This window comes from Achromobacter sp. 01N37, from assembly GCF_056399725.1.
In genome coordinates, this window is record NZ_JBFTRX010000007.1 from 1 (window position 1) to 22,045 (window position 22,045).

Annotated in this window: 16 protein-coding genes and 1 pseudogene; 6 read left to right on the forward strand and 11 right to left on the reverse strand. The window is 63.9% G+C overall.

Annotation, left to right across the window (positions count from 1 at the left end; translation table 11 throughout):
* Positions 1–312: 312 nt before the first annotated feature.
* The 3 genes from AC1DSJ_RS17025 to AC1DSJ_RS17035 all read right to left on the reverse strand — a co-directional run bounded on the left by AC1DSJ_RS17025 (position 313) and on the right by AC1DSJ_RS17035 (position 3,376).
* Positions 313–1,269, reverse strand: coding sequence for a LysR substrate-binding domain-containing protein (locus AC1DSJ_RS17025; protein ID WP_054423354.1), 957 nt, complete (start codon positions 1,267–1,269; stop codon positions 313–315).
* A gap of 101 nt (positions 1,270–1,370) precedes the next feature.
* Complete coding sequence (locus tag AC1DSJ_RS17030; protein ID WP_441371831.1) at positions 1,371–1,895, reverse strand: RidA family protein; 525 nt, start codon at positions 1,893–1,895, stop codon at positions 1,371–1,373.
* A gap of 23 nt (positions 1,896–1,918) precedes the next feature.
* Positions 1,919–3,376 carry a 2-hydroxymuconic semialdehyde dehydrogenase gene (locus AC1DSJ_RS17035; RefSeq protein WP_175170289.1) on the reverse strand — a complete coding sequence of 486 codons (1,458 nt, stop codon included), beginning with the start codon at positions 3,374–3,376 and terminating at the stop codon, positions 1,919–1,921.
* Between the two features lie 165 nt (positions 3,377–3,541).
* On the opposite strand from AC1DSJ_RS17035, the gene AC1DSJ_RS17040 reads away from it, so the two are divergent.
* Complete coding sequence (locus tag AC1DSJ_RS17040) at positions 3,542–4,018, forward strand: MarR family winged helix-turn-helix transcriptional regulator (protein WP_427947074.1); 477 nt, start codon at positions 3,542–3,544, stop codon at positions 4,016–4,018.
* Between the two features lie 196 nt (positions 4,019–4,214).
* Here AC1DSJ_RS17040 and AC1DSJ_RS17045 read toward each other — a convergent pair.
* The 5 genes and pseudogenes from AC1DSJ_RS17045 to AC1DSJ_RS17065 form a co-directional block, all read right to left on the reverse strand.
* A pseudogene (locus tag AC1DSJ_RS17045) lies at positions 4,215–5,105 on the reverse strand (YihY/virulence factor BrkB family protein); the annotation flags it as partial.
* A 340-nt stretch (positions 5,106–5,445) separates the two neighbouring features.
* Positions 5,446–7,086 (reverse strand): chaperonin GroEL, encoded by a 1,641-nt coding sequence (gene groL / locus AC1DSJ_RS17050; protein ID WP_054423092.1) that lies wholly within the window; start codon positions 7,084–7,086, stop codon positions 5,446–5,448.
* Between the two features lie 37 nt (positions 7,087–7,123).
* A complete protein-coding gene (gene groES / locus AC1DSJ_RS17055; protein ID WP_054423089.1) occupies positions 7,124–7,411 on the reverse strand; it encodes a co-chaperone GroES in 288 nt (95 codons plus the stop codon).
* A gap of 795 nt (positions 7,412–8,206) precedes the next feature.
* Positions 8,207–9,157, reverse strand: a complete 951-nt coding sequence (locus AC1DSJ_RS17060) for a sce7725 family protein (protein ID WP_346551456.1) — start codon at positions 9,155–9,157, stop codon at positions 8,207–8,209.
* Positions 9,158–9,220: 63 nt separating this feature from the next.
* On the reverse strand, positions 9,221–10,078 hold the full coding sequence (locus AC1DSJ_RS17065; protein WP_391565712.1) for a sce7726 family protein: 858 nt from the start codon (positions 10,076–10,078) through the stop codon (positions 9,221–9,223).
* Positions 10,079–10,761: 683 nt separating this feature from the next.
* Here AC1DSJ_RS17065 and AC1DSJ_RS17070 point away from each other — a divergent pair.
* Positions 10,762–11,211 (forward strand): lysozyme inhibitor LprI family protein, encoded by a 450-nt coding sequence (locus tag AC1DSJ_RS17070; protein WP_441371832.1) that lies wholly within the window; start codon positions 10,762–10,764, stop codon positions 11,209–11,211.
* A 373-nt stretch (positions 11,212–11,584) separates the two neighbouring features.
* On the opposite strand, the gene AC1DSJ_RS17075 is transcribed toward AC1DSJ_RS17070, so the two are convergent.
* From AC1DSJ_RS17075 to AC1DSJ_RS17085, 3 genes are all read right to left on the reverse strand, one after another.
* A complete protein-coding gene (locus tag AC1DSJ_RS17075) occupies positions 11,585–13,978 on the reverse strand; it encodes a TonB-dependent siderophore receptor (protein ID WP_441371833.1) in 2,394 nt (797 codons plus the stop codon).
* Positions 13,979–14,081: 103 nt separating this feature from the next.
* Positions 14,082–15,017, reverse strand: coding sequence for a FecR domain-containing protein (locus tag AC1DSJ_RS17080; RefSeq protein ID WP_441371834.1), 936 nt, complete (start codon positions 15,015–15,017; stop codon positions 14,082–14,084).
* Positions 15,014–15,523: a sigma-70 family RNA polymerase sigma factor gene (locus tag AC1DSJ_RS17085; protein ID WP_054423081.1), complete on the reverse strand. Its 510-nt coding sequence runs from the start codon at positions 15,521–15,523 to the stop codon at positions 15,014–15,016. Before AC1DSJ_RS17085 ends, AC1DSJ_RS17080 begins: the two co-directional genes overlap by 4 nt.
* A 271-nt stretch (positions 15,524–15,794) precedes the next feature.
* Here AC1DSJ_RS17085 and AC1DSJ_RS17090 point away from each other — a divergent pair, with 271 nt between their 5' ends.
* From AC1DSJ_RS17090 to AC1DSJ_RS17105, 4 genes are all read left to right on the forward strand, one after another.
* On the forward strand, positions 15,795–17,186 hold the full coding sequence (locus AC1DSJ_RS17090) for an SWIM zinc finger family protein (protein WP_441371835.1): 1,392 nt from the start codon (positions 15,795–15,797) through the stop codon (positions 17,184–17,186).
* On the forward strand, positions 17,183–19,762 hold the full coding sequence (locus AC1DSJ_RS17095) for a DUF6493 family protein (protein WP_441371836.1): 2,580 nt from the start codon (positions 17,183–17,185) through the stop codon (positions 19,760–19,762). The genes AC1DSJ_RS17090 and AC1DSJ_RS17095 overlap by 4 nt, the downstream gene beginning before the upstream one ends.
* Positions 19,763–19,959: 197 nt before the next feature.
* Positions 19,960–20,511 (forward strand): hypothetical protein, encoded by a 552-nt coding sequence (locus tag AC1DSJ_RS17100; RefSeq protein WP_054423075.1) that lies wholly within the window; start codon positions 19,960–19,962, stop codon positions 20,509–20,511.
* Positions 20,512–20,592: 81 nt separating this feature from the next.
* Positions 20,593–21,990 (forward strand): Nramp family divalent metal transporter, encoded by a 1,398-nt coding sequence (locus AC1DSJ_RS17105; RefSeq protein ID WP_441371837.1) that lies wholly within the window; start codon positions 20,593–20,595, stop codon positions 21,988–21,990.
* Positions 21,991–22,045 lie beyond the last annotated feature (55 nt).

The window sequence follows — 22,045 nt, forward strand, 5'->3', positions numbered from 1 at the left end:
AGACCTCGGGCACGCCAAGGCCCTTGTCTGTCACCATCCGCACCGCCTCGAGCTTGAACTCCGCCGTAAAGGCACGCCGTTTTATCTTGGTCATGACTCACCTCCTAGGTTCAACCTATCTGGGTGTCCACCAAAATTAAACCACCACACGCCGCGCGGGCGGCCTTGTGGGGCGTCGGCAGTGTCTTGCGTCGGGATGCTGTTGTGCGGGGCGCTGCGTTGACCTCGTTGCTCTCGTAGGGTGGGTGACGCGCGCGCGGTACGTCATCGGTGCGCTGATGGTGATCGCGCGCAACCCATCTCGGCATTGCCTTACGCGCGTTGTGCCGTGATGGTTTTTAGATATTCCACCAGCCTTTGGCAGGCGGGCGTCATCGGCCTGTCGGCTCGTATGGAATATCCTACGTCGCCGAAATCTCCGAATACCTCGGTGGGCAGGCGGGCTAATAGTCCCATCGACAGAAACTGCGCCGCGGCGTCGTACGGAATGAGTGCCAGCGCGTTGCTGTGCATCAGGATGCCGATGTTGGTCAGCAGGGATAGCGACTCGACGTGGCGGGTGGGCAGGCGCAGGCCGGCGTCGAAGAAGGTGCGTTCCACCGATGCGCGTAGCGGGGAGGTGGGGGCGGGCAAGATCCAGATGTGGTCGATCAGGTCGGCCAGTGAGATGTCTGGCGCGGTGGCCAAGGGGTGTTGGGCGCCGACGACCAGGCAGAGCGATTCGCGGTAGAGCTTGTGATGGTCGACGGCGACGCCGGAAATGGATGCCATGTCGGCGCCGGGCAGGCGGCCGACGACGATGTCGACGTCGCCTGTGGCGAGCGCGGGCAGGAGTTGGGCCGAGGGGCCTTCGCGGACCGTAACCTGAATGCCGGGGTGGTCGGTCATCAGGCGGGCGATGGCTTCGGGCAGCAGTTTGGCGGACGCGGCGATCAGGGTGCCGACGACGACGTGGCCGCTGGCGCCGCCCAGGACGGCGTCGATGTCGTCGGCCATGTAGCGCACTTCGGCCAGCATGGCGTGTACGCGGCGGCCCAGCACCAGCGCCAGTTCGGTGGGGGTGACGCCTCGGTTCGAGCGTTCGAAGAGTGTTGATCCGAAGAACGCTTCCAGGTCGTGGATGGCTTTGGTGACGGTGGGTTGGGTCAGGTGCAGTTCACTGGCCGCGCGCGATAACGAGCGGCGCGCTAGCACGCGTTCGAAGATCTGCAACTGGTGCAGTTTCAGCTTGTGGCTGAGCGCGTTGGGCGTGATGCGGAAGTTCGACATGCCTGCGGTCGCCCGGGCGGCGTGCCGCGAGCCATCGTCCTGTGCTTGGTGTGAACACGAAATGCCGTCGCCCATCATGCATGCGCCGCGTCGTCTTGTGGCTAACGCGCCAGCGGTTTGTAGGCGACCGCCTTGATCTCAATCAGCAATTGCGGGTGCGGCAACTGATGCACCGCGACGGTGGTGCGCGCCGGGCCATCGGCGTCGAAGAACTCGCCGTAGACGTGATTGTATCCACCGAAGTCGTTCATGTTGACCAGGAAAGTACTGATCTCGACGACGTCGGCCAGCGTGGCGCCGGCGGTGGCGAGGATGTCTTGGATGTTCTCGATGACGGCGCGGGTTTGCACGCGGATGTCGAGCGTGGTGGTGCCCATGGCGTCGACTTCAGCGCCCGCGATGCGGTTGTCGGGCAGGCGTGAGCTGGTGCCTGATACGAAGAGAAAATCACCGGCGCGTTTGATGTGCGGGTATTTGCCGCGGGGCGTGGCTTTGCCGGCGACGATGGTGGCGCTGGTGCTGGTGTTGGTGTTGGTGTTGGGGGTGGGGGTGGCGGTGGTATTGGCGACGGCGTCGGTATTGGCGTTGGCCTGGTTGCCGTCGGCGGTGGTATTGGGCTGGGTCATCGTGCGTTCCTTTGCGTGCGGGGTCAGAGCTTGATGCAGACGTTGGTGGGCTCGGTATAGAAATGCAGCGAGTGGCGGCCGCCTTCGCGTCCAATGCCTGATAGTCCGCTGCCGCCAAATGGGGTGCGCAGATCGCGCAGGAACCAGCAGTTCACCCAGGCGAGTCCGACTTTCATGGCTTGGGCCACGCGGTGTCCGCGCGTGAGGTTCTGCGTCCAGACGGCGGCGGCCAGGCCGTAGCGTGTGTCGTTGGCCAGGCGGATGGCTTCGTCTTCGGTGTCGAACGGGGCGATGTGGCAGACCGGGCCGAACACTTCTTCCTTGATGCAGCGCGCGTCTTCTTTCAGGCCGGTCCAGATGGTGGGCTGGACGTAGGCGCCCGCGTCGCGCGCGTCGCCAAACACCGGCACGCCGCCGCCCGCGACAACGGTTGCGCCTTCTTCGCGCGCCAAGGCGAAGTACGACAGCACTTTCTCGCGATGCTCGCGCGACACCAGCGGGCCCATTTCCGTATCCGGGTCCATGGGCCAGCCGATGCGCATGTCACGGGCGCGCGCGGCCAGCGCGGCGACGAAGCGGTCGTAGATAGGGCGTTCAACGTAAACGCGTTCGGTGCACAGACACACTTGCCCGCAGTTGGCGAAGACCGAGCGCGTGACGCCGTCCACCGCCGCATCGAAGTCCGCGTCGGCGAAGACCAGCGCGGCGTTTTTGCCGCCCAGCTCAAACGACACCGGCTTCACGCCGGACGCGACGGCCCGCATGATGGTGGCGCCCGTGGCGGATTCGCCAGTGAACGTGATGCCGTCGATGTCCGGGTGCGAGGTGATGAACTCCCCCGCCGAGTCCGGCCCAAACCCGTGCGCCAGGTTCAGCACGCCAGCCGGCAGCCCGGTGTCGTTCGCCACTTCCGCCAGCAGCGTGGCCGTGCTGGGCGTGACTTCCGACGGCTTCATGATCACGGTGTTGCCGAACGCCAGCGCGGGCGCGACTTTCCACGTCAAGAGCAGCAGGGGCAGGTTCCAGGGCGAGATCACGCCGACCACGCCCAGCGGCTTGCGATAGGCGTAGTTCAGCGCCTGCCGGCCGTCGGGCGTGTCGGTCATATAGCTTTCCATGTCCAGCGTGCGGGCCAGTTCCGCGAAGGCGCGGAAGTTGGCGGCGCCGCGTGGAATGTCGATCTTGCTGGCCCAACTGACGGGCTTGCCGGTGTCGCCGATCTCGGCTTGCAGGAAGTCGTCGAAGCGGCGTGTGATGCCATCGGCCAGCGCCAGCAGGTGATCGGTGCGGGCCGCCACTGACAGGCCCGCCCAGGCCGGCAGCGCGCGATGCGCGGCGGCGACGGCGCGGTTGACTTGATCGCGGCTGGCTTCGTGCACCTGGGCGATGCGTTGGCCGTCTACGGGGCTGTGTTTGTCGAAGGTGGACGCGCCGTCTTCAAAGCGGCCGTCGATGTAATTGCGCAGTTGGCGGATCGTCACGATCGGGCCCCTTGAATGGTGTTCGGGTCTGACGGGAATCAGGTAAAAATAAATACGTATACGTACTAATTGTTCGGATAATAGGCAGCGCGACCGCTCAAGTCAATGCGCATTTGCGAGCGGGGCAGCGCCTACAATCGCCAAGCGTCTTACCCTGGAAGCCCCATGAGCTCTACTGTCCGACCCGCCTCGCCCCGTGCGTTGAAGTCCTTCGATCTGACCCAAGTGGCCTCGCACCTGCTGCGCCGCGCGCACTTCCGTGCCGAAGCGCTGTTCGTGCAGGCGTTTCCGGACGAAGACCTGACGCCGCGCCAGAAAGCCCTGCTGATCACCGTGTATCAGAACCCCGGCGCCACGCAGAACCGCATCGCCGAGTTGATCGCGCTGGACCGCAATTCGTTTGCCGAGATGATGGCGCGGATGACGGCCAAGGGCTATGTGCGCCGCACGCGATCCGCCGAAGACGGGCGGGCGTATGCGTTGGAGATTACGGATGAGGGCGTGGCGCTGCTGGCGCGCATTCTGCCGCAGGATGCCGAAGTCGAGGCGCAGGTGCTGGCGCCGATTCCTGAAGAACTGCGGCCGGTGTTTTTGAAATGTCTGCGGCTGATGGCCGGCCTGGACTCGCAGGACGCGGCCTGATCGGGGATTACGCGCCGGGAGGACGATTCGAGGGGAGGGAAGAAGGGGCTGACGAAGGGGCTGACGCCGACGTCGGAGCTGACGAAGGGGCTGACGAAGGGGCTGACGCTGGCGCCGACGTAGGAGCTGACGTAGGAGCTGACGCAGGTGACTGCGTCGGGGCTGAAGAAGGCGACGGCGGTTCCGGGTTCGTCTGGGCTGCGGGCGGTTTGCCCGCCTTGCCGAATCGCACTGCGAATTGCCGTGTGAACACCGCGCCAAAGAAGAAGATCTGCGCGGAATAGTAGATCCACAGCAGCAGCGCAATCAGCGATCCCGCCGCGCCGTAGGCCGACACGGCGGCACCCCGGCTGAGATACAGGCCGATCCCCCACTTGCCCACCAGGAACAGTGCGGCCGTCACGATGGCGCCCGGAATCACGTCGGGCCAAGAGATCCTGGCGCTGGGCAATAGCTTGAAGATCACGGCGAAGAGCGCGACCACAATGGAAAAGGAAAACAAGGTCGACAGCCAGTCCGCCACCGTCGCGAAGGTGGAGGCCATCCACAAGTCGCCATAGTATTTGCTGGCCGCGCCCAGTGCAGCGTTGACGGTCAGCGACACCAGCAGGAACAGCGCCAGCACCAGCACCAATCCAAACGACAGCATGCGGCTGCGCACCATGCCCTGAATGCCGCCTTTCTGGTTGGCGGGCACATCCCACAAATCATCCAGGCTGGCCTTGAGTTCGGCAAAGGCCGTGGTGGCGCTGAAGATCAGCACAAAAATGGAAATCAGCGCGGCAATCCAGCCGCCGCCGGATTCATGCGCGCTGGCCAACACCGTCTGGATGACTTCCGCGCCGCGTTCGCCCGTCAGGTCGCGCAATTGCGTGAACAGTTCCGACCGCACGGCCTCTTCGCCAAAGAACGCGCCGGCCACGGCGATCACCAGGATCAGCATGGGCGCCAGCGAAAACACCATATACAACGCCAGCGCCGCGCCTTTGCTGGACGCGCGGTGGCTGGACCACTGGTTGGCGGAGTCCATCAACAGTCCGCCGATCTGAGACGGACGCAAGGCGCGCAGGCTGTGGGGAAGTCGCATAAGGCAGGGCGGCTTGGGGCTGGGAAGCCTTCATTGTAGGGACGCATGCGCGCGGGCGAAACCGCCAGTTTGTGCGCAAACGTGTTCGCAAGTCACTGAAGCAACAAGGTCAGCCTCATCAATACGGCCTGCCCAATCAATAAGGCCTTGCCCAATCAATAAGGCCTTGCCCAATCAACAAGGCCTGCCTAATCAACAAGGCCTGCCTCATCAACAAGGCCTGCCTCATCAACAAGCGCCGCCACAAAAAGAAAAACCCCCGGGGCGAAGGTCCGGGGGTCTTTCGGGATACTGCATTCCCCGGCGTAGCGCCGGGGAGGCCTTGCAAGGGAAGCGGGACTTAGAAGTCCATGCCGCCCATGCCGCCCATACCACCCGGCATGGCCGGGGCAGCGGGCTTGTCTTCGGCCAGTTCGACCACGGCGGCTTCAGCCGTCAGCAGCAGGCTGGCGACGGAGGCAGCGTTTTGCAGGGCGGTACGGGTCACCTTGGTGGGGTCCAGAACGCCTTGCTCAACCAGGTCGGTGTACTCGCCGGTTGCAGCGTTGTAGCCGTAGTTGCCCTTGCCTTGCAGCACGTTGCTGACCACGACGCTGGCTTCTTCGCCGGCGTTCGTGACAATGGTGCGCAGCGGCTCTTCCACAGCACGCAGGATCAGCTTGATACCGGCGTTCTGGTCAGGCGTGTCGCCCTTCAGGTCAGCGATGGCTTGCTTGGCGCGCAGCAGTGCAACACCGCCACCAGCCACAACGCCTTCTTCCACTGCAGCGCGGGTAGCGTGCAGGGCGTCTTCGACGCGAGCCTTCTTTTCCTTCATTTCGACTTCGGTGGCAGCGCCAACGCGAATCACGGCAACGCCGCCGGCCAGCTTAGCCACGCGTTCTTGCAGCTTTTCACGGTCGTAGTCGGACGTGGCTTCTTCGATCTGKATGCGAACTTGCTTGACGCGAGCTTCGATCGACTTGCTGTCGCCAGCGCCGTCGATGATCGTCGTGTTTTCCTTGCCCACTTCGATGCGCTTGGCTTGGCCCAGTTCAGCCAGGCCGGCCTTTTCCAGCGACATGCCGGTTTCTTCGGAGATCACGGTGCCGCCCGTCAGGATGGCGATGTCTTCCAGCATGGCCTTGCGGCGGTCGCCGAAGCCCGGAGCCTTGACGGCGGTGGTCTTCAGGATGCCACGGATGTTGTTCACAACCAGGGTGGCCAGCGCTTCGCCTTCGACGTCTTCTGCAATGATCAGCAGCGGACGGCTCGACTTGGCAACTTGCTCCAGCACGGGCAGCAGGTCACGGATGTTGCTGATCTTCTTGTCGAAAATCAGGACAAACGGATCTTCCAGCACGGCAACTTGCTTTTCCGGGCTGTTGATGAAGTAGGGCGACAGGTAGCCGCGGTCGAATTGCATACCTTCGACGACGTCCAGCTCGTTTTCCAGCGACTTGCCGTCTTCGACGGTGATGACGCCTTCCTTGCCAACCTTGTCCATCGCGTCAGCGATGATCTGGCCGATGGAGGCATCGCTGTTGGCCGAGATCGAGCCGACTTGAGCGATTTCCTTGCTGGTCGTGACCGGCTTGGATTGCTTCTTCAGTTCGGCGACGGCGGCGGCGACAGCCTTGTCGATACCGCGCTTCAGGTCGATCGGGTTGAAACCGGCGGCAACGTACTTCAGGCCTTCCATGACGATGGCTTGAGCCAGCACGGTGGCGGTCGTGGTGCCGTCACCGGCGTTGTCGGAGGTCTTGGAAGCAACGTCCTTGACCAGTTGTGCGCCGATGTTCTCGAACTTGTCCTTCAGTTCGATTTCCTTGGCGACGGACACGCCGTCCTTGGTCACGGTCGGGGCGCCGAACGAGCGCTCCAGCACGACGTTGCGACCCTTGGGGCCCAGGGTGGTCTTAACAGCGTTGGCGAGAACATTCACGCCGCGGACGATGCGCACGCGGGCGTCGTCACCGAACAATACTTGCTTGGCAGCCATTTCTTAGCTTCCTTCGAAAATTCGTTTGAGGCGGGGTTTACAGAACCACGGCGAGGATTTCGTCCTCGCGGATGACGAGCAGTTCTTCGCCATCAACCTTCACGGACTGGCCGGCGTACTTGCCGAACAGAACCTTGTCGCCAGCCTTCAGGTCGACCGGCAGAATCTTGCCTTCTTCGGTCTTCTTGCCGGGGCCGACGGCCACGACTTCGCCTTGATCAGGCTTTTCTGCGGCGCTGTCGGGGATGACGATACCCGAGGCAGTCTTGCGCTCGTTTTCGAGGCGTTTGACGATCACGCGATCGCCCAGGGGACGCAAGGCCATGAGGAACTCCTGTTTGCTTAAAAAGTGAATGATCAGTTAGCCCCGGGAGGGCTGTTAGCACTCACCGGTGTCGAGTGCTAATTATAGGGATGATGTTCCGGGGTTCAAGGGGGGGAGGCTGCGCTGTTACATTTTTAGGTGGGTCAGGCGATAACGGCGTATCGGGGACGCACCCCCTGTCGAAATTCATCTAGCTTGGGACTTACGTCATGCAGTTTGGGAATCGATAATTTTCGATATACAAGCTCTGGCGCGGCCTCCAGCCCGTTTTCACCCCTGGAGGTCCGATTTCCTGTGTCACAGTAGGGCGATCCGCCGTTCTCCCCGGTATGGTGCCTTTGCCTGCGGCTAGCACTGCGACGTGTCAAACGACGCCCGCCAGGACCTGCTTTGGCCGTGTACGCCAAATACGGCTGCCAAACCACGGTCGCTCTCTACCTGGTCTGCTATTGGACGACGGGCCGCTTCCGACCCATTACGGCCATTGGTCTAGATAGTTTGATCGGCTGCAATGCAGCGATAGTGGACCTAGCCTGCGGAACAGTTCGGGACAGCCATCTGAGCCGGCTTGAGTTAGTTGCTAGCCGCCGAACACGTTCCGATGCCTGTACGCCTACGGCGGGGTAAACCAGTCGCGGCTAGGCAAACCAAGTGCAACACGTTCTCCAACTGAGGTGGGGAGTGGCGACACTGCTCACACCTCATCCGGCAAGAAAGGGTTGCAAACATGGGACATCTTTGCAGCGGCCAAGCTATATCGTCTGGACTACTGGCCCCAGAAGGCTCGTGCCGACTTTAGAGAGTGCCGTCAAGTAGGTCCAGCATCAGGCAGATGTGATGTTCTAGCTGCAGAACCTTGTTGGTACCGAGCCCGGGGAAATGGCTCGCTGCGACGTGATTGGCGTACCCGTCTAGCGCGAAATTTGTGCCGAATTCCTTGGGGCGGGTCTTCGCAGCCTTCACGAGCTTGCGGGCGGCCTGGAGGAACTTGTCTTCGGTGCTCCCGACATCCTTGTCGGTGTCGTCAGACACGAAGTGCTCAATCCATACGTCGCTGGACTTGTGCTTGTAGATGGCGTGAATCGCTACGGCCGCAGGCTGACCGCCACCTGGCGTGAATGCCGAGCCAATGGCTGCATAGTCGCCGAACCCCACCCACGAGGGTTTGAACGTCTTGTACCGGTCGGTGAAGAGTTCAGCGCCGTCGTAGTCGGAGTTGCGGTCCAACTTGTTGAAATAATCGCGGATGTCAACCCGCCTGGCAGACGGCAGGAGCGTCTGCTGAGCTACGGTCATCTTCTCGTTCAACACGATGTGGAAACGCACGTTCGCATCGGCGGCAAGCGTCTTTAGCTCAGCGTCAGTCAAGGCCGGGCTTGAGTAGGCTAGTGCGACTTTTCGCCCGGCAAAGCGCTTGAGGAAGGACGAAACATGGGCGAGCGTCGTAGTCGAGACGCATCGGAAAGTCGGCAAGATGGAATCGTGCTCATCAACGACCTCCAGGACCTCTTTGAGCCATGCTTTTGCCTCGTCCTTGGGCTTCAACTCATGCTTGTCTGGGTTGAGGATGACTGCCAATGTTTGACCGGCCTTGCCGAACTCCTTGATGCATCTAGCAAGGTCTGAGCTATTGCGCTTGACCGGCTCTATCACCGGCACCAGAGCCTCGAGCGACCTATGGTCGTCCAGCATGGCGCGCAAGGCTAGGAATTCGGAACGACGCCCATAGACAAACGGGAAATACATGACACCTCCCCCAATCTCGTATCCGTTACGAAATCTAATAATTAGGAGGTAAATGTAATGGGACTAAATGGATTCGGCAAGGGCATCCAAAAGGCGCTGTCGCTTAGGTCGTGAAAGCGGCGTCTCGTACGCCAATACTCGAAGGCTCTGCGGCAGGGAGGAAACGAACGCCACCGAATCTTCGTCAGTCGTGCGCGCACGCATGGTGGAGACGAGTACCTTGTGCGCTTGCGGACTAGTCAGGCGGCAGAAGAGCTGCTCGTAGTGCTGATGGAGACGCCCATTGGGCATCGCTGGCTGAGGCCCGAAGTGTTTGTGAACCGCGTCCATGTACTCTTGACGGCGCAGCATGCGGAAGACGACCGCGGTTTCAACGCGAGAAATGTCACGGACGGACTTACGCACCTCTCGAAGGCTGCCCTTATCGGTAAGGCAAAGGATGCCCACACGTTCGTCGACCAATGATGCGTAGCGCCGGGCGAGGTCTGGATGTGTCACCACGTAGACGCTATCGAAGGCTCGAAGATACGCAGGTGTTTGCGTGTTCAATCGTCGATGGCTGTCGTATTCGGTCTTGACCTCGTAGGCCGTCGAAGTTCCGTTGAAAACGGCCACATCGATGATGGAACCAGCGACGCCGAGCTCGATGCTCATGCTGGAGGTGCGAGGGCTATGCCTGCCGAAGACAATGCGGTTGGCAATGGCCGCCTTGTACACGTACTCGCAGCGGAATTCCTGTCCCAGTTCAGCAAGCGATGCATCGAACAGATCCGCTACGGAGGCGTCGTGCTTGGCTGTCCGCACACCTAGCCCCGCGAGTCGCTTCGCGACGTGCTTCGCCGTTCCCCGCCGTGCGATGTCATCAAGCACAGGTCGGGAGAAGATGCGGGCAATTAGGCGGGAGCGTTCGGTTTCGGTCATGGAGAAGGGTGGTGTCGCTCAGGATCCAATGTGAGAGCGACCGCTTAAACGCGCCACCAAACCTCGCGGCGCAGCCGCAGAGTGTAGCTTTTAATGGGGAAGCCCGCGACCGCTCGGTGGCCCAAGGAGGTCGTGGGGCGAGGCTCTAAAGCAGGGGCGCTTGCCAACCTTTTGATTGGTGAAATCCCCTAGGACGGAATGACTGCTACCAGCCTGAAGCGGGCACTCAGCCAAACTTTCCAGTGACCGCTCCTGGCCGCTGGCAGACGTTCGTCAACCGCGTCTAGCTCACAGCCGTTGTAGGGTAGGGCAGGCGCACTGGCATGGGGGCCTCGAGATGTGATGGTCCCAATCATCACCCAAGTTCAATGAACTTTTTGGGGAAGAATGCGATGTTCAATGAACCACTGCGGCCAAAGTGAATGAACCAAATTTCGCTAAGTCCATGATTTACAACATGTCGAGTTTCCACCTTCAATGAACTTCGACATGGAGGTCCAATTTCGTGTGTCACGCCTAGGGTGATATCGCTTTAAACCGGCCGTCATCGATGTAGCGCTTGAACACCTGCCACGGGTTCAAGGCATACGAGAGCCAAAAGTTGCACAACTTTTCGACAAACGGGAAAATCGTCTACTTGGTCCACCCTATCCGTGGCCGCAGACTATTCAGGAGTGAAGGACGTGCGCAACCCCGTTCTCGCGGCAATACCGACCGGCATCATGGAAGGCCGGTGCCGGCAAAGCGCTCAAGGCAAACACGCGATCCTGCATGCTGTAATTTGCGCGGTCCTCGCCAGCGCTCCTTTCCTGCAGAGCGACGCCGCCTATGCCGCCGGCTTCGACTGCAAGGCCGCGAAAACCCATGTCGAACATCTCATCTGCGCCGAACCATCGTTGTCCAAGCTGGACGATCAGGTGAAGGAGCTTTACGACAAGATTCAGGCCGAAACCGCTGGCCGTGACGGTGAAAGCGGTGAATGGCGCGATCCTGTAGCGAAAGAGCAGACGCAATGGCGCACCACTGTGCGCGACCGTTGCCCCGACGCCGCCTGCCTGAAGTCCGCCTACGTGGACCGCATCGCTGCCATGAAAAAGAACTGGGCAGAGGCGCTGGGCGCCGCAGGCAAGTAATACGCGAAGCCCTCCGGGGGGGGGGCGAATTTTGCTATTTAAAAGCATCCTGTGGGGGCCGAAGTAAAAGTGAGCCGCCATGCGTCCGATCGCCGGTTCGATGGCGCTGCAGTGATCTCACCAAGCCGAGATCGAAGCCGCAGGGCGGCTTGCCGATATCGCAAACTCCCAAGCTAAGTGACGCTTTCACCGCAAAATCTCAACTTAGGTGCTCACCCGATCCCAGTGCCAGAGATTGAAGGCTTCTAACCCGTTGAATTCGCTGCCATCCGGGTTTCATTTTTCGCGCAGTTCGACACCAGAAACGCTTCCCCCTGGACTCCATGCCGCCCCCGCACGAAATCCGGAGTGACTGATCAAGCTTGTTTTCTCTTCAGTACTGGTACCGCATCGTCAGCATGACGCTGCGCGGCTGGCCATAGTAGTTCTGGCGCGAGCCGCCGCCGAGCTTTTCGTAGTAGACGCGGTCGAAGACGTTGTCGACGGTGAGGGTGCCGTCGAAGTGCTTGTTGTAGCGGTAGCCGACCTGGGCTGAGAGGGTGGTGTAGCTGCCCTGGTCCCAGCGGACGTTGCCGGTTTGCTGGTAGAAGCCGCTGTTGTAGCGCACGCCCGCGCCGACCGAGAAGCCTTGCAACTCGGGTTGGCTGAAGTGGTAGCGGGTCCAGAGGTTGATGGCATGGCGCGGGGTGATCTGACTGTATGCCATGCCCTTGGTGGCTGCGGGGGCCTCAAGGTACTTGGTGTTGGTGTAGGCGTAGCCGGCGATGATTTCCCAGCCGGGCAGCGGGGAGCCGCTGACTTCGGTTTCGAAGCCCTGGCTGCGCACTTTGCCCGCGGCGATGGAGAAGAGCGGGTTGTCCGGATCGGTCATGGCGCGGTTGCGGTCGACGATCTGGAACAGGGCGGCGTGCGTGTTCAGGCGGCCGTCGAGCAATTCGCCTTTAAGGCCAGTTTCGACTTGGCGGCCGGTGCGCGGCTGGAGGGTGGAGCCTTGGGCGTTGGTGGCCGTCTGGGGCTGGAAGATGTCGGTATAGCTGACGTAGGCCGACCATTGGGGGGTCAGATCGAGGATGAGGCCGGCGTAGGGCGAGGTGCGGGCGTCGATGCGGTCGACATTCTGGCTGAAGTCGCCGAAGTACACGTTGTCGCTGCGTGCGTCGTTTTTCCACCAGGCCAGGCGCGCGCCGACGACGAGCTTGAGCGGGTCGGCCAGTTGCAGATTGGCGCGCGTGTAAAGGCCGAATTCGCTGACGCGCCCGTTGCTGCCGTTGACCTGCTCCATGTCCGGCTTGGGCATGTTGGTGACGGGCTGATAGATGTTGGTCGGGAAGATCGCGCCACCCCCATAGGTGAACTCCTTGTGGGTGTAGCTGTAGTCGGCGCCGACGAGCAGCGAGTGTTCGCGCCCGAAGGCCTGGAAGGGCTGGTTCAGGTTGAGGTCGGCGCCGGTCGTTTTCCAGTGGTTGCGGTAGGACCAGGCGATCAGGTTGGTGTTGCCCGTGGCGGGGTCGACGGCGCGGTTGGGCCAGGTGAAGTCGCGCACGGGGGTGTCGGTGTCGCGATGAAAGACGCCGGCCTTCACGCGGCCGCCGCCATCCAGGCGATGCTCGAGGTCGGCGAAGATTTCGGTGGTTTCTTCTTCGATGCGGTTCCAGTCGGCGCTCAGATTGGTGGAACGCCGCACGTCAAGCAGGCCGCCGTCGGCGTAGGCCGGCAGGCCGAAGGCGGGGGTGGCGCGCAAGCGCTGGTGGGTGATGCCTGCCGCCACCGTGGTGCGGGACGTCAGGTCGGCTTCGACGATGCCGTAGAGGGTCGGGCGCTGCGACTCGACGCGGTCGACGAAGGAACCGCGGTCTTCATAGGCGGCGATGAAGCGGCCGCGCACCTTGCCTTCGCTGTCTAAGGGGGTGCTCAGGTCGGCGACGGCGCGGTAGTAGTCCCAGGACCCGACGCTGGCTTGGGCGCTGAAGGCGAAATCTTGCAGGGGCCGCTTGCGCACCAGATTGATCGAGCCGCCGGGTTCGCCGGTGCCCTGGTAGATGCCAGCGGGGCCGCGCAGGACTTCGATGCGGTCGTAGATGGCCAGGTCGAAGCCCGGCGAGAGGTTGCCAGCGCCGGCCGGGGTGGACAGGCCATCGACCTGGAGCTTGTCCAACGAGTAGCCGCGCGAGATGAAGCCGGACATGCCGCCGCCGGAGCTGAGCGTCTCGACAGTCACGCCGGTGACATTGCGCATGGCGTCGCCCAGGCTGTTGAGGTTCTGGTCGTCAAGCTGCTGCCGCGTGATCACGGACACCGATTGCGGGATGTCTTTCAGACGCTGCAGACCCTTGCCGATCGTGACGGCTTCGGAGGTGTAGGAGCCGGTTCCTTCGCTGGTGGCGCGTTCCGCCATGCCGGTGACGGTCACGGGAGCGAGTTCGCTAATGTGGGACTCGCGGTGCAGGGCATAGCCCCCGGCGCCATCGGGCACCACCCGAAAACCACAGCCGGCCAGAAGACGATCGAAGCCTTCCTGCACACCGTAGTTGCCGGTCAGGCCGGGGCTTTGGCGGCCGGCAAGCTGGGCCTGGTCGAAGACCAATTGCACACCGGCGGCGGCCGAGTAACTGGCGAGCACCGCGCTCAAGGGGCCGGCGGCGATTGCTACCGGGCGGGCCTGCGCGGTGCCCGGCAGGACCACGGCGCCGGCCACCAGGGCGCCGCACAGCGCCGACAACATCCAAAGCTTGCGCGGGCCCAACCCGGCGTGATTGCGTGCAGTCACTCTTTCGTCCTTTCTGTCATCTGGGGAAATTCGCCCGCCGAAGCGGTGTCATTTCCCTAGCCGCACGAGAAGGAAAAAGTGCTCATGTCCGACAAACTTTTTTTCACCGGGAGGCGACCGTCACCCAATAGGCGCTGCGGCGCAGCACCTTGACTGGCAAGCGGGCGGCCATTACGCGCAGGGCGGCGTCTGTGTCGCTGACCGACAATGCGCCCGACAAGCGCAGGCCGGCGACTTCGGCGTCGCAACGCAGCACCCCGGGACGGTAGCGGCCGAGCTCTGCCACCACGTCGGCCAGACGCTCGTCGCGCACCACCAGCATGCCTTGCTCCCATGCAGTGTCGTCGGCGTTGGCGGGCAGGGGCATGTCGATGCCTGCCTCGGTAAAGCGGGCGGATTGGCCGGCGTCCAGCCGCAGCGGCTGGCCGTGACGCGGGCGGATTTCGACGGCATGCTCGAACACGGCTGCCTTGCAGGCGCGCTCGTTCAGGCGCACGCTGAACCGCGTGCCCAGGGCCTGGACTTCGCCGTGCGGCGTCTGAACGAGCAGTGGCCGGGCCGCGTCCTTGCCGGTGGTCAGCAGCAGTTCACCGGCCAAGAGGACGAGCCGGCGCTCGGTGGCGGTGAAGCGCACGTCCACGGCGCTGCCGGTATTGAGCACGACGCGCGTGCCGTCGTCCAAGGTCCAATCGCGCTGTTCGCCCGTGGCCGTGCGCAGGTCGGCCATCCAGACCGGTGCTTGGCGCCAGGTTATCCAGCCGGCCGGTAAGAGCAGCCCGCCCGTGATCAGGGCGCGCACGACCGAGCGGCGTCCGCGCGAACGCAGGACGTCGCGCCCGATGCTGGCGGGAACGCGATCGAAATGGCCCAGCACCCGTTCGGCGCGCGCCCAGGCCCGGGCATGGGCGTCGCTCTGGGCCAGCCAGCGCGCGAAAGCTTCGCGAGTATCCGCATCGGGGGTGTCGTAGCGCAGGCGGATGACCCAGTCGGCCGCAGCGTCCAGCAGGGCGCGGTCCATCGCGCCATCGGCGGCGCTCATGCCGCGACCGCCATGCAGGCCGTCAGCGCCTTGTGCAGATGGCGGCGCACGGTGATAAGCGGCTTGCCGGTGCGCGCGACGATCTCGGCTAGCGTCAGGCCCTCGAGCTGAGCCAGCAGGAAGATATCGCGCGTGACGGTAGGGAGCCGGCTCAGCATGGCGTCGATCTCGATCAGGGTCTGGATGATGATGAGGCTGGTCTCGGGCGACGGCGCCTGCGGCTCCGGCAGGTGGGCTACCGCTTCCAGGTAGGCCTCCCGCACGGCGCGGCGCCGCCAGTGGTCCACCAGCAGCCCCTTGGCGATATGGGTGATGAGGGCGCGCGGCTCCTCGCGCAGCACCGTGCCCTGGCGGCCGGTCATCAGGCGCACGAAGGTGTCCTGTGCCAGGTCGGCCGCATCGCTGGCGTCGCCGACTTTGCAGCACAGCCACCCCCGCAGCCAGCCGTGATGGCGGCGGTACAGGGTTTCGATCGCGGGGAGGGTGAGCGGGTCGGGCGTGGACAAGATGCCCGCAAGTCTACCCAATAAGAATGAGAAAGACTATCAATGCGATTTTGGTGCGGCGTCTGTGCAACATAGGCAGACTGCACTATCCCAACCCGGGAAAATGGGGACGCCCGTTATCATGTCACCCAATGAATACGCAGCGAAAAGTCTCATCGACACAGACGCCCGGCAGCAGGCGTTCGCCTCAGCCAGATCGCGCTCGGCGGCCCCTTACCGCGACGGCACAGAGTCAGCGCGGCGTCCCGCCTATAGCTAGAAGCTACGCAGCATGACGGAGCTGGCCTATGCCTATCTTGCCCCCTCCGAATTCGCCCAGCGGCAGGGCCAGGCCGACCTGAGGCTGGCTACCAGCGGCGGTCTTACGCCGTCGGGCGCGGTGGCGCATCCCTTCTTCTTTTCCGGTTTTGTGGCGCAGCCCGCCGTGGTGGCGCAAGCGCTGCTGATGCTGGCGCGGGTGGCGCGCACGCGTTTCTATGTGCCGCCGAATACGCTGGCCGCGGTGCTGCGGGCGGCGGACCCGGTCGTGACGTCCACGCCCGAGGGTTTGCGCTTCGAGTCCTTCAGCGTGTGCTGCGGCGTGTATGCGCGCCTGGACGTGGACGCGGCGGCGCTGGACGTCACGCACTCGGCGGCGGGCGTCACCAACGTGGACGTGAATCCACCGCTGCGCCAGGCGCTGGCGGGGTTGCGCGCGTCGGAACCCTTGCACCTGAAAGTGGGCGGTGATGCGTTGCGGGTTGCGACGCCAGAGGGCGAGATCGTCGAAGAGAAAGTCCCTCTGCCCACGCGCTGGCTCAAGGGGTTTGCCGAGACGCAGATGCTGTCTGCGGGCATGATGCCGCGTCACGAATTGACGGGCGTGGCGTTGCGCCAGTTCGTGCAGGCACTGCCGCGTTCGTCGGCGACCAAGACGGTGATGTGGGCGACCCAGGCCGCCCGTTCACTGCGGCTGGCGACGCAGGCGACGCCCGGCGCGGTTTGCGTTGCGGGACCGGAGCGGCTGCGCGCGCTGGAGCCGCTGCTGCGCTACGCCACGGCGTTGCGCGCCTACGGGGCGGATGTGGCGGCGGGCGGGCAGCCGCAGGCCAGCGCCTGGGTGCTGGAGCTGCCCGGGGCACGGGTCACGCTGGGGCTGAGCCCGGAGAAGGCGCGCGGCTTTTCGGGGGAGGGCTCGGTGCTGCATCTGATCGCGGGCGGGGATGCCAACGAGGACGCGGCATTTGTCTCAACGCTCCTGGCCTTCGAACCCCGCATCGATATTGCCCATCTGGCCGCGCGGGCCATGTTGCCGGAAGCGCAGATCGCGTCCGCGCTGGGCGTGCTGGCGTCGTCCGGCCAGGTGGGTTTCGATCTGGCGGCGGGCGCGTATTTCCATCGTCCGCTGCCGGTGAAGGCGGGGCTGCTCGATACGTTGCATCCGCGGCTGGCCGACGCGCGCAAGCTGTTGGCGGGCGGCGGAGTGCAGCCGGAGGGCGAGGGGCAGTACACGGTGCAGTCGGGGCAGCAGCACTACCGGGTGGCGCTGGGTGCCGAGCCGGCGCAAGACCGCTGTACCTGCCCCTGGAACGCCAAATATCAAGGCACGCGCGGGCCTTGCAAGCACACGCTGGCCGTGCGCATGTTTCTCGATCCTCTCAACGCGCCTGGAGCCGACGCATGACCCTGATGAGCCTGACCGAACGCCGCGCGGCGCTACGCGAGGCCGCTAGCGGCAGCGCGACAGACATCGCCGCCTTTGCCCGCGCGCTGGCAGGCGCGAGCGAGGAAGACCGCGCCGCGCTGGCCAAGGCCTTGCCGCCATCGCGCCTGTTCAGCGCGGAGGGGCCGACGCCCAGGGCGTGCTTCGTGTTGGCCGCGCTGGGCAAGCCCAAGCTCGTGGCGGACACACTGGCGCCGGCGGATATGCAGCGCAAGCGTGAATATGGCGCACTCCATGGCGCGATGGCGCCAGCCGTCATCGCCGCGGGCAGCAGTCGGGACGCACCGTGGCGCGCCGCATTCATCGAGCTGTTGGCAGAGCAGTACTGGTGGGGCGAGCATCTGGTATGGCCGGTATGCCACGCGCTGGTGCAGCTGGACGGCGACGCGCCCTTGTCCGTGGCCTATCTCCGGAGTTTCGTGCAACAGGTCACCGCCATCGGCGGGGACGGGCAACTGGACGAGGACCATGGCAAGCTCATGGCCGCACATCTGCAGGCGCACCCCGATTGGATCGAGCGCGAGTTCTGGGCCTTGTTCCGCGTCGAGGGCATGGGTGCCGATTACCTCCTCATCGAGCGTACCGGACCCGCATGGGACGCCGCTGTTCTGGCGCTTTGCCAGGACAGCCCGGCGTTCCGGCAACGCCTGCTCACGGAGTCGCTTGCGGCCCTGCTGCGAGATTTCTCGGCGAAGACCATCGCCTGGTACCTGCGCATGCACCGTTTGGCCGATCCGTCCGCGCAAGAAGTCGCGGCCAGCCCGCACACGTATTTCTCGGTGCTCGGCACGGCGCCCAGCACGGCGGTCGGCCTGGCCCAGGACATGCTCAAGCGTGCTGCGGGGCAGTTGGACGCAGACGCCATGATCGAGGCCGGGGCCGCCGTGCTGACCCGTTCGGAGAAAAAACTGGTCAAGGCCCAGCTCGGGCTGCTTGCCGCGCTGAAGACCGATGCCGAACAGCGGGATCGCATCTCGGAGATTGTCGGCGGGGCGCTGGAAGGCATGCCGTTGGACCTCGCTGCGCTGGCGCGCAAGCTGGTGGTTCCGTCCCGCGAGACGCAACCGGCCGATGCGAATGGCGACGCGCGCACGAAGGATGACGCCGGAACCCGGGCGATCATGATGCCGGCTCCGCGCCGCGAGCCGCTGCCAGATCTTCCCGATCAAGCGCCCGCCATTGGCGACGACGAGGAATTGCACGCGTTGATCGGGGCGCAGTTCGAGGGCGCCGGGCACGGCGCTGTGTTGCCGCGCATCTTCGACTATTTGGCTGGCCGTCCGCAAATGCCAATGCCCGAGGCGCTGCAACGCCGCGGCGCCGAGATCATCGAGTCGGTGTGGGATGAACGCCATGCCTCGCCGCGGCGCCTTCTGGCCGCCGCGCTGCTGGGCAGGGATGACGTCAGCTTCAAGGGCTATGCCCGCTTCGTGGCAGTCAGCGCGGGCAAGCCGGACCCCGTTGGCGTGGCACTGCAGGACCACGCGTTCACCAGTAGCGAATACGACGTGGAGACTGGCAACTGGGAAATCACGGAGACGGGGACTTCCCGCTGGGGCTATCAATACGTGCCGACCCATTCGCCGCTGGCCTTGCTGGCCGGCGCCTTTCACGACCTGCGGTCGAGCCGGGCGCAGGGCAAGCCGTTCAGTCCGCCGGCGGCAGTCTCGGGGCAGCGTTTCGTGTGGGAGCGAGTGCTTGCCGCGCCGGGCGAGGGCACGTTCTCGCGCGACCTTGACGTGTTGGGAGAGGGACCCAAGCCGTTCTGGATCGCGACGGGCGCCACCAGAGAGGCCGACGCCTCTGCCTCGCCGGCCCTGGATGTCACCGCAGTGTCCGCCGAATTCACTTTCCGCGCCCAAGAGGCGCGGGAGCAGGATGGCTACGACCAGGTCGTGCAATGGGCGGCCTGGCTGCTGCGGTCCAACCCCGACACGCTGGCCGCGCATTTTCATCCGATGTTGTGCGCGGCGGTGCAGGTGATCAATGTGCGCGGCCTGGGGCCACTGCTGACGGCGTTGGGCGCGTCCCGGCTGGTACCGGGTGCGCCCGTGTACTCGGCCTTGGCGCTGGCCGCTTCGGCGAAGATGTCCGAGCATCGCGCCCAGGCGGCAGAGGCGATTGCGCGGCTGGCCGATTCCGGCTTGCTTGATCCCGCGCCGTTCGCCGCACAGATCGCGGCGCATCTGGCGCAGGGCTTCGCGTTGGCCGGACGTTTGGCGCAAACCCTGGCCGACGCCGCGTCCATCAGCGCGCTCGCCGGCTGCCGAGTGCTTCAGACGTTGGCGGCGCTGCTGCCGCAGATGTCCGATGTCGAGGGCAAGCCACTGGCCCAGGCCGGCAAGCTCATCGAACTTGCCGTGCGCCTGTCCAATGACTACGGTATGCCAGTCGCTTTGCCCGCCACGCTGGCGGCGCGGCGCAAGGGCGCGTCTGTGCTTGCGGTGAACTTGCGCAGCCTGGAAGCCGTCGTGCCGCGTGTGACGCCTTTGGCCGAAACCGCCGCTGCCGCCGCGCAGCAGACGCACGAGGCATAGCCTCTCGCGACTGAAAACCACGCTTTGGTATGACCTTTCCGGTCGGTTCCGCATACCAAGAGATAACTGGTTGAAGGCTTGATTCAGGCCGATAGTGAGGCCTCATTCAACGACGTCAGCAGCAGGTGCGAGCGTGTTGATGAGTTCATCAGCCGCCACTTGAGCAGCGGCCTAATCGCCTACCAGGAAATCTGATCATGTCCGACATCATCATCACTGAAAAGCAGCTGTCTTCTTCCGCTTACAGCGCAGTCATCAACGCTCCGATCGAAAAGGTCGACATCGCCGACTGGCTGTTCAACCTGCCCGAGGCCGAGTATCAGCGCTGCTGCGCGCCTGACCATATCTCGGCAGGCGCCACGACTACCGATGATGGCAAGCGTATGTCGATCAATGTTGAGATGATTGGCAAGACCCTGATGGTTCAACATTACGTCGCCGAAGTGGCAACGCCTACGCTGTGCAAGATGGTCTCTACCTCGGACGCGTTCACCCCCAATGGCCGCACGCGGGTGCAAGTGATCTGGACGCTGAGCGTGAAGAAGATTGACGACAACACCTGCGAATACACCAATAGCGTGGTGGCGCACCCGACGCAGGAATTTCTGAACTTCATCGAACTGCATGGCACGCCGTTCCAGGACGCCGCCGACGCGCGTCAGCGAGACGGCGGCGACCATAACAGCCGCGAGACGCCGCTGTTTGCCGCCAGCATCGAACGTCGCGCGTTGGCGGCGAGCGCGGCTTGAGCAACCTGATGGGGCAGGACGCGTGGCGGGCGTAGCGCCGCCGCGCCCGCCCGATGCTGTCTGCATGAACAGGAGACTGCTGTGCCCGGACAGGAACAGCTGAATGTGGCGCCAGGCGGCAGCGCGGCCGCCATGGCCGGCGTGCGTGGCCGGGATCTTGTGGGGCGCGGTGTGGCCACGCTCAAGCGATCACGCAGGTTTCTTGGCCCGGCGCTGCTGGTGAGCGTGGGCTATATGGACCCGGGCAACTGGGGGACCGACCTGCAGGCGGGCGCGCAGTACCGGTACGCGCTGCTGTGGGTGGTGGCCTTGGCCGGCGCGATGGCAATTGTGCTGCAGTTGCTGGCAGCGCGTCTGGGTCTCGTCACCGGCAAGAATCTGGCCCAGGCGTGTCGCGACTGGTATCCCAAATGGTGCTGCATGCCGCTGTGGATATTCTGCGAGATCGCGATTGGCGCGTGTGACCTGGCCGAGGTGCTCGGCTCCGCCGTCGCGATCAATCTCTTGTTCGGCACGCCGATCCTGATGGCGGTGATGTTCACCGCCGCCGACGTGCTCCTCTTGCTCATTCTGCAGAAAAGCGGAATGCGCGCCATTGAACGCGTGGTCGTTGTGTTGGTGCTCACCATCGCAGGTGCGTTCTTTATCGAACTCTTCGTGCTTCCCGGCACCAGCCTGAATTTGCATGAGATGGGCGCGGCGCTCGTGCACCCTTCGCTGGCCGGCGCGGGCATGGCGAGCATCGCGGTCGCGATCATCGGCGCCACGGTGATGCCCCACAACCTGTATTTGCACTCAGCGTTGGTGCAGCGTTCTGAAGCGGACCCTGCCGGCGGTAAGGCATCGGCCAAAGTGGCGTTGCGGTTGAACGCCGTGTCGACGGTGGCATCGCTGACGATGGCGTGCCTGGTCAACGCCGCGATCCTGCTCTTGGCGGCCAAGGTCTTTCATGGCCGCAGCGACATTCTCGTGAACGGCCAACGCTTCGTTCTGGGGGATGACACCGACTGGCTCCAGCTTGCTTACCTGACGTTCACGCCCGCGCTGGGCACAGCGGTGGCGAGCCTGATCTTTGCGGTGGCGCTGCTGGCGTCGGGGCAGTCGAGCACGATCACGGGCACCCTGGCCGGCCAGGTCGTGATGGAAGGTTTCACGCACTGGCGGCTAACCCCGTGGAAGCGCCGGCTCATTACACGTTCGCTGGCCATCGTGCCTGCGGTCATCATTATCGGTTTGCGCGGAGACAGCAGTGTCAACGACCTGCTGATTCTGAGCCAAGTCGTATTGGCGCTGCAATTGCCGTTCGCGATGTTTCCCTTGCTGCATTTCGTGACCGCACGCCGCCTGATGGGCAACTGGCCCACGCCGTGGAGCTTGCTGGTGCTGGGCTGGTGCTCGGCGTTGGCGATCACTGTGTTCGATATTGTGGGTTTGCCCGGCAGTGTCGCGGATGCGGCGCGTATCGTGTTCGGACACTAGCCGCTATTCATACCGCCTTGGCGATGGTCGCCGGGGCGCTCTACAACCTGATGGA

Bases quoted from the DNA above. Each gene is read 5' to 3' on its own strand.
- AC1DSJ_RS17025 (WP_054423354.1), bottom strand. From the start codon at position 1,269: ATGTCGAACTTCCGCATCACGCCCAACGCGCTCAGCCACAAGCTGAAA.
- AC1DSJ_RS17030 (WP_441371831.1), bottom strand. From the start codon at position 1,895: ATGACCCAGCCCAATACCACCGCCGACGGCAACCAGGCCAACGCCAAT.
- AC1DSJ_RS17040 (WP_427947074.1), top strand. From the start codon at position 3,542: ATGAGCTCTACTGTCCGACCCGCCTCGCCCCGTGCGTTGAAGTCCTTC.
- groES (WP_054423089.1), bottom strand. From the start codon at position 7,411: ATGGCCTTGCGTCCCCTGGGCGATCGCGTGATCGTCAAACGCCTCGAA.
- AC1DSJ_RS17060 (WP_346551456.1), bottom strand. From the start codon at position 9,157: ATGTATTTCCCGTTTGTCTATGGGCGTCGTTCCGAATTCCTAGCCTTG.
- AC1DSJ_RS17065 (WP_391565712.1), bottom strand. From the start codon at position 10,078: ATGACCGAAACCGAACGCTCCCGCCTAATTGCCCGCATCTTCTCCCGA.
- AC1DSJ_RS17080 (WP_441371834.1), bottom strand. From the start codon at position 15,017: ATGAGCGCCGCCGATGGCGCGATGGACCGCGCCCTGCTGGACGCTGCG.
- AC1DSJ_RS17090 (WP_441371835.1), top strand. From the start codon at position 15,795: ATGACGGAGCTGGCCTATGCCTATCTTGCCCCCTCCGAATTCGCCCAG.
- AC1DSJ_RS17095 (WP_441371836.1), top strand. From the start codon at position 17,183: ATGACCCTGATGAGCCTGACCGAACGCCGCGCGGCGCTACGCGAGGCC.
- AC1DSJ_RS17100 (WP_054423075.1), top strand. From the start codon at position 19,960: ATGTCCGACATCATCATCACTGAAAAGCAGCTGTCTTCTTCCGCTTAC.